Below are 11,664 nucleotides of genomic sequence, written 5' to 3'. Positions count from 1 at the left end.
CAACTGCTTCGTTACTGGCGAATCTTGTTCGCATCAGCAACTTTTATATTGTAGCACATCCGAGATAAGTTTGCAAGCCTTTTTTTGAATGTTTATTTGATTCAAAATTCTGCTGCTCACTTGCTCTGTGCTGCCGGCCATTTCGTGACCGGATTTATAATATATCATGATCCCAGCAACAAAGCAACCCTATGTCCGAACTTTTTATACTGGTAAAATATTGTAAATCATTTGCGCTCTTGTTGGTCAGTCCCCATCAGTAGCCGCGCCCATTGTTCAATTGAATTTTACGATAAGCCCCACGGCATCGCATACAACAACACGCATCACGAACCCAACCTCTATATAACAACAAACCAGCCTGCTCGATCGAGCAGGCTGGTTTGTTCTACATCTATACGCGCCGTAACCCTTCCATCATGCGCAAGCAGCGAATGCGCTCGGCAAGAAGTCATGGCTGCACGTCTCTATTCTTGGCGATTCCGCATGTGCGGGAACAGCAGCACATCGCGGATCGACGGGGAGTCCGTCAGCAGCATAATCAACCGGTCAATCCCGATGCCGAGACCGCCAGTCGGCGGCATGCCGTACTCCAGCGCACGAAGGAAATCCTCATCCATTTCATGCGCTTCATCATTGCCCTGCTCGCGCTCCTTAAGCTGCGCTTCAAAGCGCTGACGCTGATCGATCGGATCGTTCAGCTCGGAGAACGCGTTGGCATGCTCACGCGCAACGATGAACAGCTCGAAGCGATCGGTGAAGCGAGGGTCCTCGTCATTCTTCTTAGCCAGCGGTGAAATCTCCACCGGATGGCCGGTAACGAAGGTTGGCTGAATCAGCGTCTCCTCAACAAATTGCTCGAAGAATGCATTCAGAATGTGGCCGAACGTCATGTGCGGCTCTACAGGCACCTTGTGCTCTTTTGCCAGACGGTGTGCTTCTTCATCGGTCATCTGAACACCAAAATCAACGCCCACCACTTCCTTCACCGCATCCACCATCGATACGCGGCGCCACTGTGGCGTCAAATCCACCTCGTGGCCTTGGTAGTTAATGATCTGTGTGCCCAGAACTTCCTGGGCGATATGAGAAATCAGATTCTCGGTTAATGCCATAATATCTTTGTAGTCAGCATAGGCTTCATATAGCTCGATCATGGTGAACTCCGGATTGTGACGCGTCGAAATCCCCTCGTTCCGGTACACCCGGCCGATTTCGTATACTTTCTCCAGACCGCCCACGATCAAACGTTTCAAATGAAGCTCGATGGCGATCCGCATGTACAGCTCCATATCAAGCGCATTATGATGCGTAATGAATGGACGGGCCGCCGCACCACCCGGAATCGAATGAAGGGTTGGCGTCTCAACCTCAAGATACCCGTGGGAATCCAGATAGCGTCTCATCGACTGGATGATCCGGGAGCGTGTAATGAATGTCTTTTGTACATCCGGATTGATGATCAGATCGACGTAACGCTGACGGTAGCGAAGCTCAACATCCTTCAGACCATGGAATTTCTCAGGGAGCGGATACAGCGATTTGGACAGCACTTCAAGCTCCTGCACCTTTACCGTAGTCTCGCCGGTTTTGGTCTTGAACAGGACGCCCTTGACACCGACAATGTCACCCAGATCCAGAATGCTGAACGCCTCGTATTGCGTTTCGGACAGCGTGTCCTGGCGAACATAGATCTGAATGCGGCCTGTCAAATCCTGAATATGAGCAAAAGAAGCCTTACCCATGCCCCGCTTGGCCATAATGCGTCCGGCAAGGTTGACTTCAACCTTCTTCTCGTCCAGCTCTTCCTTAGGCAACGCATCATACTGCTTCAGCAAATCGCCGGCATGGTCGGTTCTTACGTATTTTCCGCCAAAAGGATCGATCCCGAGCTTGCGCAGCTCGTCCAATTTGTTGCGGCGGATCTGCAGCAGCTCACTTAGCTCCTGCTCTTGTTCCTGATGATTGTTTTCTTCCGTCATCGTCGTTCATCTCCTTCATATACGTCGATCGTTTACTCCCGATCCAGCAGGACGGCATGGTCCATATCCCACTCTCCGGCAGTCAACCAGAAATGACGGACCCGTCCTCCATTCAAAGCGCACTCGATCATATTCCCTGCGCTCCATCCATGACAACATTTAAAAAAGCCCCCCGAAGGAAGCTTTCCTCAACGTTCCGACTTACTTCTTAATGTCTACAATTTTATATTGAATAACGCCAGCAGGAACGTTCACATCAACAACGGAACCTTTTTGTTTGCCGATGATCGCTTTGCCGACAGGACTTTCATTGGAAATCTTGTTATTGAGCGGATCGGATTCAGCTGTACCCACGATGGTATACTCCATCTTGTCACCGAATTCGAGATCCTCTACGATCACGGTGTTGCCAACGCTTACCACATCGGTGTTAATATCATCGTTATTGATGATGCGGGCATTGCGGAGCATTTTCTCAAGTGTAATAATGCGCCCTTCAATAAAAGCTTGTTCGTTCTTGGCGTCTTCATATTCGGAGTTCTCACTGATATCGCCATATCCAATGGCCACTTTAATCCGCTCTGCCACTTCGCGGCGCTTCACAGACTTCAGGTTTTCCAGTTCGTCCTCCAGCTTCTTCAGACCATCCTGCGTCAGAATGACTTCTTTATCACTCATTAACCGATTCTCCTGTCATGTAAATAATTTAAAACACGATATGCTTACTATATGCGATTTCTCGGGAAACAGAACTTCCCGCTGATGCTTGTTCATTACTTGAATTTATACTGAAAGATTATATGGGAACCATTAGAAAAAGTCAATGCGCTCCGAAGGGCCTCCCGCCCCGGCCAGAAAGCCTGAAATGAAGCGCACCAGCTCCCATTAACCTATCGCGGTTGCAACCGGCGGATATACACTGTTGGAGGACTCATCTCCCCATTCGAGCTGATCCACGAATTGATTCAGAAGCTTGACCAGTTCATCCCGCTTGGTTTCCTCCATAATGATGTCCTTGATCCGGGCCGATCCTTTCAGACCTTTCAGGTACCAGGCCAGATGCTTGCGCATTTCGCGAACCGCGACCGCTTCACCGCGCAGGGCAATGAGGCGATCCATATGAAGAATCGCAATCCGGATTTTCTCTCTCGGATTCGGGTCCGGCAGCAACTCGCCCGTCTTCAAATACTCAACCGTACGGTACAGCATCCACGGATTGCCAAGCGCCCCTCTTCCAATCATGACGCCATCGCAGCCAGTCGTATCCAGCATGCGGCGCGCATCCTCAGGCGTCACCACATCCCCGTTGCCGATGACAGGAATATTGACCGCTTCCTTCACCTGTCGGATGATGTCCCAATCGGCGCGTCCGGTGTAGAGCTGCTCGCGCGTACGTCCGTGCACGCTGACCGCTTGACCTCCGGCGCGCTCCACCGCCTGCGCATTCTCGATGGCATAGATGTGGTCGCTATCCCAGCCTGTGCGCATTTTTACCGTGACCGGTTTATCCACCGCATCCACGACTGCCGCCACCATCTCGTAGATTTTGTTCGGGTCCAGCAGCCAGCGCGCCCCCGCATCCATCTTCGTCACCTTCGGTGCAGGGCAGCCCATGTTGATATCAATAATATCCGCGTTCGTATGCTTGTCGACCACCTTGGCCGCCTCCACAAGCGCTTGACGGTCCCCGCCAAAAATCTGCAGGCTCAGCGGCTTCTCGCGCTCATCCACAAACAGCATTTCCTGCGTGCGCTTGTTGCCGTGCACAATCGCCTTGCCGCTGACCATCTCCGCACAGACCAGACCTGTGCCGAACTCCTTGGCAATCAATCGGAACGCCGGATTGCAGACACCCGCCATCGGCGCCAGTACGACCTGGTTCTTCATTTCAATATTGCCGATCTTTAGCATCTTGGCATCACTCCTTCGGGTTCCATTAATGATATATAGTCGGGACTGTCGCCAAATCCCGGTGCATTCCAAATGTCATCCATCCTCGACTATCTTCCCAGTATGCCGACTATCCTTCTCTCAGCTCCTGCAGCGAAATGCCAAGCGTGTCCGCAATTGTGGCCAACTGATGATCCTCAGCTGTACGATTGCCCCGCTCGATCGCTCCCAGCACAGCCAAAGAGATTCCGGTTCGGTCGGAAAGCTCCTGCTGAGTCAGGCCTTTCAGTTTTCGGAAAGCGCGGATACGCTGCGCCAGTTGCTTGTTTTCCAAAGCTGTATCCCTTCCTTTCCTTCCAGTGTCTCCAGCGCTGTCTGTACCACCTTATATAAACCGGAAGGCTCCTCCTCTGAAACAATGTCAGCCAGCGGTCTAAGCACGAAAGCCCGTTCCTGCATACGCGGATGCGGAAGCACAAGCTCCGGCGTATCGAGCCGCTGTCCGTCCATCCAGATCAGATCCAGATCCACCGTCCGTGGTCCCCAGTGAATGTGGCGAACCCGGCCCAGCTCCTTCTCGATGTGCTGCATTTCTGCCAGCAGCCGATGGGGGCTGAGCGAGGTGGAAACGGCGACCGCCATGTTCAGAAACATCGGCTGATCGACATACCCTACCGGCTCGGTCTCATACAGATGGGAGCAGCGCTCCACCGTAATGCCCGGCACTTGATCCAGGCGTTCAATGGCTTGCATCAGGTTCCCTTCCCGGTCACCTAAATTGGCCCCTAAAGCAATATAAGCCTCTGAACGATCAGAGGGGGTGTGTAACATCATGGTCGTCTCACTTTCTGGTCCGGCGAAGTTCGATCGTCACACCTTCAAAATGAATATCAAAAGGCGGGTGCGGCTTCGTCAATCGGACCGTTAAAGCATCGATAATAGTATAAGTGTCCAGTACCTTGGATGCAATATGCTCGGCTAGCGCCTCGATCAGCTGAAAGGACTCTTCCCGCATAATGCCTTGGAGGAGCTCGTGAATCTCGGCATAATTTACCGTTTTGCTCAGATCATCCGTCCGTCCGGCCTCACTTAGATCCATCTCCAGCTCCAGGTCGACATAAAAACGCTGCCCGAGCTTCCGCTCCTCTTCAAACACGCCATGGTAACCGTAATACTCCATCCGGCTCAGTATCATTTTGTCCATCACTTACGTCAGCCCTTTCACTCGGTTGTCCTTCATTATGCCCGCGTCAGCTCCGGCGAAACATACAGCATCGCATCACACATGCGCGCCGTGCGCTTCATATGCTTCACATCATGAACGCGAACGATCTGACATCCCTGCATAATGCCGTACGCCACCGTTGCGGCCGTCCCCTCCAGCACATCGTCCACCGGAAGATCCAGCGCCGTTCTGATGAATCGCTTGCGCGAGGTGGCAAGAAGCATCGGATAACCGAGCCCCACCAGATGATCCAGCGACGACATCACCTGCAGATTGTGCTCGTAATCCTTCGCAAAACCGATTCCCGGATCCAAAATGATGTTCTGCTCCTTAACGCCACCGCCACGTGCAATCTCGACACTGTCCAGCAAATCCCGCTTCATATCCTCCACCAGATCGACATAATTCATGTCGCGGCGGTTATGCATCAGGATGACAGGACAATCAAGCGCCGCTGCCACGGCAGCCATGTCGGGGTCTTCTTTAAATCCCCAAACATCATTAATGATATGCGCCCCGGCCTCCACCGCCTGTCTCGCAACCTCCGCCTTATACGTATCCACGGACAGCGGAATATGCGGAGCCTGCTGGCGAAGAGCTTCAATGACCGGCAGAATCCGCGCCAGTTCCTCTTCCTTGCCGACCTTCTGGTGTCCCGGGCGCGTCGACTCTCCCCCGATATCTATAATATCGGCTCCTTCCTCGAATAAGCGAAGAGCATGCTCCACCGCACGCCCGGGATCGTGATAACGGCCGCCATCGGAGAAGGAGTCTGGCGTCACGTTCAAAATCCCCATAATCAGCGTAGATTGGCCAAGCTTCAGCACCTGGCCGTTTCGCAGCCGATATTCACGTTCATAAATGGTTGTTTTCATGGCGATGATAACCCTGCTTTCTTTCGGTATGCCTGCAGCAGCTTCCCGGTGAGCGGCCCAGCGAGCCCATCTCCGATCCGGTGAGAAGCGCCTTCCACATCAATCAACCTCGTGACAGGCACGATCTCCTGTACGGAGCCTGTCGTAAATACTTCATCCGCCCCGGCGAGCGCCTCCCAGCGGTAACGCCCTTCCTCGGCTTCGATGCCCAGTTCCTCGGCCAATTCAAGCACGACCGCCCGGGTGATGCCCGGGAGCACTCCGGTGCTGATCTCCGGTGTATACAGCTTGTTTCCCTTTACAAAAAACACATTGCTCACGATGCCCTCGGCGACATGACCATCCGCCGTCAGCATAAGCCCTTCGGCCTGCGCGCCCGTGGCCGCATTGCGCTCGTCCAGCTCCCGCTTGGCCATCACATTATTCATATAATGGAGCGACTTCAGTCGCACCGGCGTCTCCGGCGTATTTCTTGTAACTGACAACAGCTGCAATGCGCGGCCCTCAGTATATAGCGCCGACTTGAGCGGCGGCAGCGCCTTGGCGAACAGGAGTGTGGCCGGATCCGTGTACTGACCGCTTGGCAGCCCCAACGGGGCTTCGCCTGCGGTCACGGTATACCGGACGTACGCCTCAGATAGCCCATTCGCAGCCATCAGCTGCTGAAGCCAGCCGGTAATCATCACCGGATCAGGCTGATGATGAATCCCGAGCAGCCCGCAGCTGTCTGACAGACGCTTAAGATGCCGCTCAAGCAAGAAGGGGACGCCGTTATATGTGCGAAAGGTCTCGAACAACCCCATGCCATACAATAGCCCGTGGTCCATTACCGAGACGGCAGCTTGATCCTGCCTCACAACCGAGCCGTTTAATCCAACATAGCTCATGCTTTCGTTCCGGCGCTCCGCTTGAGGAAGTTGCGCAGCATCTGGTGACCGTGGTCGGTAATGATCGATTCCGGATGGAACTGGACGCCCTCAACCGGATATTCCTTGTGACGCAGCCCCATAATCTCGCCTTCCTCAGTCCAGGACGTAATCTCCAGGCAGTCCGGCAGGCTCTCCTTCTCGACAATAAGAGAATGATAACGGGTCGCAGTGAACGGATTCGGGAGTCCCTCAAATACCGATGTGCCTGAATGGTGGATAGCCGACGTTTTGCCGTGCATCAGCCGCTCCGCACGAATCACTTTACCGCCAAACGCCTGGCCAATCGCCTGGTGTCCCAAGCATACGCCGAAGATCGGAATGCTGCCTTTGAAATGCGAGATCACATCCAGGCTGATGCCCGCCTCATTCGGCGTGCACGGCCCCGGAGAGATCAGAATATGATCCGGAGACAGCTCTTGAATCCCTTCAATGTCAATCTCATCATTCCGGCACACCTTGATCTCCTCGCCAAGCTCGCCGAGGTACTGTACCAGGTTGTACGTAAATGAATCATAGTTGTCGATCACGAGTATCATGTTAGTTCCCTCCCATATGGACAGCCGGGGCTGCCGCTTCTTCTTCACTGCAGATCAGGGCCGCGACAAGCGCCTTCGCTTTATTGCGGCATTCCCTGTACTCCCGGTAAGGGTCCGAATCAATCACGATGCCCGCACCGGTCTGGATGTACCCGACGCCGTCCTGCACCACAAGCGTCCGAATAATAATGTTCAGTTCCATATCCCCGTTATAATCAATCCACCCCATCGAGCCGGTATACGGCCCCCGGGTGACGGGCTCAAGCTCCTCAATAATCTCCATCGTCCGAATCTTCGGCGCGCCGGTAATCGTGCCGCCCGGGAACGTCGCCGCAATCACATCATAGGCGTTATTCCCATGGCTGAGCTTCCCTTCCACCTGGGATACCAAGTGCATGACGTGCGAGTAACGCTCCACGGTCATCAGTTCCGGTACATGCACCGATCCATATGCGGCAATTCGGCCGATGTCATTGCGTTCGAGATCGACGAGCATAATATGCTCTGCGCGCTCTTTCTCACTGCCGGTCAGCTCAGCCTCCATGGCGGCATCCTCCTCCGGATTCGCCCCGCGGCGGCGGGTTCCCGCAATGGGACGCGCCGATACGACATCATCCCTTACCTTGACAAGCAGCTCCGGCGAACCGCTCGCCAGCGTGAACCCGGGAGAGGTCAGATAGCCCATGTAGGGCGAAGGATTGAGCACCCTCATCCATTCATAGATATCCTGCGGATGCGCATGAAGCTTGAGGTGCCGGCGAACCGACAGATTCACCTGGAACACATCCCCCTGCCGGATATACTCCTGGATCGCCAGCACCGCCTGCTCAAAATCCTCCTGCGGAAAATCACTTTCCAGCCGGTCCCAACCTTCAACCTTCGGCCCAAGCAGCTCCCCGGCTTTCTCCAGCCTTTCGTTTCGCAGCTGCTCAGCGGCAGCGTTCTCCTGATCCGCGCCAAACATGTCCCTCCACTGGGCATGCATCCGCCGCGCCCGCTCCTTCGTATCCCGCAGCAGCGCTTCGAGCCTGAGCTTCTGCGAAGCCGTCAACTCCCTCCGCTCTCGCTCCGGGGTCTTCCGCACTTCCTTCCCTTCATCCAGCCATGAAACCGGCGCATGAACAGAGCAGTACAGCGCATGCTCAATGTGGTCGTATATCCACAGCTCTTCCATTCGCATCCACATATAATCCGGAAACCCGGGCTCATCGCTAGCCAGCTGTGGCAGCTGCTCTAGAGAGCGAGCCACATCATAGCCGAGGAAGCCGACACATCCGCCGCGAAAATCAGGCCAGCCCGGCACTTTCGGGGAGGCAAAGGGCCGCATCCAGCGCTCCAGCAGCTCCAGCGGCTGCCCTTCAGCGGTCGTTCGCTGTCCCGTCGCCAGCTCCAGCATCTCGCCTGACCCGCCTTTGCCTGTCAGGACGGACACCGGGTGAAGCCCCAAATACGTATACCGTCCGCCCTTTCCGCTCTCAAGCACAAATGCGTACGGCGAGCCCGCCTTCCACGCCTGTCTCCACGACGCAGGCAGACGGCCTCCTTCTCCCGACACTTTCACCAGATAAGGCAGCACGGTCCATCCTTCCTCAGCCCATGCTAGCCAGTCTGCCAGCTCTACATTCTTCACCATGCCTGTCCTCCTCGCGCCTTATAACAAAGCCGCACTCTTACTATTGCCTGTCAGTATACTGCATCCCGCCCCGCTTGAAAACCCCATACGCTGCAGTCGCCAAATAATGGGGCACGAAGTCTCCGGGAGCGGTGAAGGTTAACCTGTAGTATTCAGTATTTTGCCGCATTCGATTCTGATTCTCCCTGGTCCGCCTGGGCCGTAAGCATTTGAGTGCGATTATGTTCGTTCTTCCTTTGATGCGAGAGATCTCGCGGCGGATCTGCCAGGCCTATCCCGTCGAGAATTACAAAAAAAGCCCTCAATGCTCTGAACATTGAGGGCCTGGCATATCGAATATAGGAGATTATGCCTCGAAATTGTACAGCGGAGTGCTCAGGTAACGTTCGCCGTTACTTGGAATGACAGCGACCACGCGCTTCCCTTTGCCCAGCTCCTTGGCTACCTTCAGCGCTGCATATACCGCTGCACCAGAGGAGATACCGCCCAGCACGCCTTCTTCTTTAGCCACCTTGCGAGAGGTTTCAAACGCATCATCATTCTCAACATGAATGATCTGATCATAGATTTCCTGATTCAGAATTTCAGGAATGAAGTTTGCGCCGATTCCTTGGATTTTGTGAGGACCTGGCTTGCCTCCGGCCAAGATTGGAGAAGCCGCCGGCTCAACGGCATAGATTTTAATATCAGGGAACTTATCTTTAAGCACTTCCCCTGCACCCGTAATCGTACCACCGGTACCGATACCAGCCACAAATGCATCCAACGAGCCCCCGATGGACTCAATCGCCTCTACAATTTCAGGACCTGTCGTTTCGCGGTGAATTTTCACGTTCGCTTTGTTCTTGAACTGTTCAGCCATGAAGTAGTCCGGATTCTCCTTCAGAATCTCCTCCGCCTTCTTAACCGCACCGTTCATTCCTTCCGATCCCGGTGTCAGCACCAGCTCCGCGCCATAAGCGCGAAGCAGGTTGCGGCGCTCCATACTCATGGTCTCAGGCATAACGATGATCGCCTTGTAGCCTTTGGCTGCTGCTACCATAGCAAGACCGATCCCCGTGTTGCCGCTTGTCGCTTCAATGATCGTGCCGCCCGGCTTCAAACGGCCTTCCTTCTCGGCCTCTTCCACAATGCTGACAGCAATCCGGTCCTTCACGCTCGCTCCCGGGTTCTGGTATTCCAGCTTCAGATAAATCTCCGCACTATCCTCGGGTACGATCCGGTTCAAACGCACCAGCGGTGTACCTCCGATCAGTTCTGTCACATTATTTACGACTTTTGCCATGAGTGAAGCCCTCCTCTGGATCTCAATATAATTTACAAACAGTAATTATGGATAACAAGCTCAGTTAAACCCTCTTCGTTGTGCGGATAGGAAGCATTCGCCCCACATCCTGATATCCGAGTAAATAGGTAGGTTTTCGTACATTCATCTTATCAAACGATATTGATTATTGTCAATATCATAGGGCAAGCGAATTCAACAATTTCCGGGTAAATTTTCCTAGTCCATTCGGATGTGCCAACCGGCGCGCAGCGGCGATATTTAAAACAAGCCTCTGCCCGTTGGCATGCATGAAACATTTCCCGCTGGGCAAAGGCTATTATTTTCAATGAGTTCAATGGTGATGCATCGATGCACCAAGTGTTACGGCAGAACGCCGGCGAATATTTTTGCCTCATATTTCTCCCGCAGCTGCTGCTCCAGTTCGGACAACGAAACCGCCTGCTGCAGCGCAAGCTGCTTGCGAACCGCTTCGCGGATGCTCTCCTCGCTAAGTGTAGGCGGCTCGATCACATCATGCACATAGACGATGCCATACGTGTCTTCAAGGCGAATCGGACCGGCAATATCTCCGGCTTCCAGCAATGTAGCCGTCTCAAGCAGCGCTTGGGACTGAAAGGGATCATCCTCTTCCACCAGACCGATTCTTCCACCGTAATCCCGGGTGTATTCATCAATGGATACTTCTTGCGCCAGATCCGCAAAGTTTTCGCCATGCTCCAATCGATCCAGTACCTGTTCAGCTTCATCCAGGGTTGCAACTTCGATTACTGATATGTCTACTTGTTTTTTGGGGCGATATTGATCAGGATGCAATTTCAAATACTCGTCGATCTGATGTTGATCGATTTCAATGTCAGCTGTGGCAATCTTCTCGAGCAACAAGCGATATACCGTCTCATGTCTCAGCTCTTCTTCCGGAATGCCCAGCTGGCTCTCCATCTCCGCGATAAAGCGCTCCTTGGAGCCATAGCTTCTGCTCATCCGCTCAAACTCTGCCTCTAATTCCGCTTCACTTATGTCCAGTCCGCGTCCGCTGGCCTCCAGTGCGACAGCACGCCGGTTCAGCATCGTCATCAGCACATCGCGGCCATAACGCTTCTTCAGCTCACCAACCCACTCGTCCTCAGTAATTGCCTTGTCCTGTACGGATGCAACCGCCGGAGAAGTTCCCTTGAATTGCTTGATCCCTTCGGTGGAGCCTCCTCCTGAAAACAGCATCCAGCTGCCCATAAAGATAACGCCTGCTGTCAAGACAATGACGGTCGCCCACAATCCCTTCTCTTGTCTCGTCATTACGGTCGCTCAT

Annotated in this window: 12 protein-coding genes; all 12 read right to left on the bottom strand. The window is 53.8% G+C overall.

Translation table 11 applies throughout. The features are described 5' to 3' along the window. Positions 1-467: 467 nt before the first annotated feature. Positions 468-1,982 carry a lysine--tRNA ligase gene (gene lysS / locus CHH67_RS23060; RefSeq protein ID WP_095267714.1) on the bottom strand — a complete coding sequence of 505 codons (1,515 nt, stop codon included), beginning with the start codon at positions 1,980-1,982 and terminating at the stop codon, positions 468-470. A gap of 201 nt (positions 1,983-2,183) precedes the next feature. Next, complete coding sequence (greA, locus tag CHH67_RS23055; protein WP_095267713.1) at positions 2,184-2,660, bottom strand: transcription elongation factor GreA; 477 nt, start codon at positions 2,658-2,660, stop codon at positions 2,184-2,186. A 207-nt stretch (positions 2,661-2,867) separates the two neighbouring features. Beyond that, on the bottom strand, positions 2,868-3,893 hold the full coding sequence (gene dusB, locus CHH67_RS23050) for a tRNA dihydrouridine synthase DusB (RefSeq protein WP_095267712.1): 1,026 nt from the start codon (positions 3,891-3,893) through the stop codon (positions 2,868-2,870). 109 nt (positions 3,894-4,002) lie between these two features. Continuing rightward, complete coding sequence (locus CHH67_RS23045) at positions 4,003-4,206, bottom strand: helix-turn-helix domain-containing protein (protein ID WP_095267711.1); 204 nt, start codon at positions 4,204-4,206, stop codon at positions 4,003-4,005. Further along, positions 4,158-4,706, bottom strand: a complete 549-nt coding sequence (gene folK, locus CHH67_RS23040; RefSeq protein ID WP_095267710.1) for a 2-amino-4-hydroxy-6-hydroxymethyldihydropteridine diphosphokinase — start codon at positions 4,704-4,706, stop codon at positions 4,158-4,160. Before folK ends, CHH67_RS23045 begins: the two co-directional genes overlap by 49 nt. A gap of 7 nt (positions 4,707-4,713) precedes the next feature. Next, positions 4,714-5,076 (bottom strand): dihydroneopterin aldolase, encoded by a 363-nt coding sequence (gene folB, locus CHH67_RS23035; protein WP_095267709.1) that lies wholly within the window; start codon positions 5,074-5,076, stop codon positions 4,714-4,716. Positions 5,077-5,111: 35 nt separating this feature from the next. Continuing rightward, positions 5,112-5,972, bottom strand: a complete 861-nt coding sequence (folP, locus tag CHH67_RS23030; RefSeq protein WP_095267708.1) for a dihydropteroate synthase — start codon at positions 5,970-5,972, stop codon at positions 5,112-5,114. Next, positions 5,969-6,859, bottom strand: coding sequence for an aminotransferase class IV (locus CHH67_RS23025; RefSeq protein WP_095267707.1), 891 nt, complete (start codon positions 6,857-6,859; stop codon positions 5,969-5,971). Before CHH67_RS23025 ends, folP begins: the two co-directional genes overlap by 4 nt. Beyond that, entirely contained in the window at positions 6,856-7,437 is a 582-nt protein-coding gene (gene pabA, locus CHH67_RS23020) for an aminodeoxychorismate/anthranilate synthase component II (protein WP_095267706.1), read from the bottom strand. The genes CHH67_RS23025 and pabA overlap by 4 nt, the downstream gene beginning before the upstream one ends. Before the next feature lies 1 nt (position 7,438). Further along, complete coding sequence (locus tag CHH67_RS23015; protein ID WP_095267705.1) at positions 7,439-9,070, bottom strand: anthranilate synthase component I family protein; 1,632 nt, start codon at positions 9,068-9,070, stop codon at positions 7,439-7,441. A 346-nt stretch (positions 9,071-9,416) separates the two neighbouring features. Next, positions 9,417-10,355: a cysteine synthase A gene (gene cysK / locus CHH67_RS23010; RefSeq protein WP_095267704.1), complete on the bottom strand. Its 939-nt coding sequence runs from the start codon at positions 10,353-10,355 to the stop codon at positions 9,417-9,419. A 363-nt stretch (positions 10,356-10,718) separates the two neighbouring features. Then, positions 10,719-11,651 (bottom strand): peptidyl-prolyl cis-trans isomerase, encoded by a 933-nt coding sequence (locus CHH67_RS23005; RefSeq protein WP_095267703.1) that lies wholly within the window; start codon positions 11,649-11,651, stop codon positions 10,719-10,721. Between the last annotated feature and the right edge of the window lie 13 nt (positions 11,652-11,664).

The sequence above is a fragment of the Paenibacillus campinasensis genome, from assembly GCF_002272015.1.
GTDB classification, from domain to species: domain Bacteria; phylum Bacillota; class Bacilli; order Paenibacillales; family Paenibacillaceae; genus Paenibacillus_AQ; species Paenibacillus_AQ campinasensis.
Note: the sequence above shows the minus strand (reverse complement) of the source record. Positions and strands in the feature narration are given on the sequence as shown.

Excerpts from the sequence above, each read along its gene's own strand:
- lysS (WP_095267714.1), bottom strand. The coding sequence starts at position 1,982 with ATGACGGAAGAAAACAATCATCAGGAACAAGAGCAGGAGCTAAGTGAG.
- greA (WP_095267713.1), bottom strand. The coding sequence starts at position 2,660 with ATGAGTGATAAAGAAGTCATTCTGACGCAGGATGGTCTGAAGAAGCTG.
- dusB (WP_095267712.1), bottom strand. The coding sequence starts at position 3,893 with ATGCTAAAGATCGGCAATATTGAAATGAAGAACCAGGTCGTACTGGCG.
- folK (WP_095267710.1), bottom strand. The coding sequence starts at position 4,706 with ATGATGTTACACACCCCCTCTGATCGTTCAGAGGCTTATATTGCTTTA.
- folB (WP_095267709.1), bottom strand. The coding sequence starts at position 5,076 with ATGGACAAAATGATACTGAGCCGGATGGAGTATTACGGTTACCATGGC.
- folP (WP_095267708.1), bottom strand. The coding sequence starts at position 5,972 with ATGAAAACAACCATTTATGAACGTGAATATCGGCTGCGAAACGGCCAG.
- CHH67_RS23025 (WP_095267707.1), bottom strand. The coding sequence starts at position 6,859 with ATGAGCTATGTTGGATTAAACGGCTCGGTTGTGAGGCAGGATCAAGCT.
- pabA (WP_095267706.1), bottom strand. The coding sequence starts at position 7,437 with ATGATACTCGTGATCGACAACTATGATTCATTTACGTACAACCTGGTA.
- CHH67_RS23015 (WP_095267705.1), bottom strand. The coding sequence starts at position 9,070 with ATGGTGAAGAATGTAGAGCTGGCAGACTGGCTAGCATGGGCTGAGGAA.
- cysK (WP_095267704.1), bottom strand. The coding sequence starts at position 10,355 with ATGGCAAAAGTCGTAAATAATGTGACAGAACTGATCGGAGGTACACCG.
- CHH67_RS23005 (WP_095267703.1), bottom strand. The coding sequence starts at position 11,651 with ATGACGAGACAAGAGAAGGGATTGTGGGCGACCGTCATTGTCTTGACA.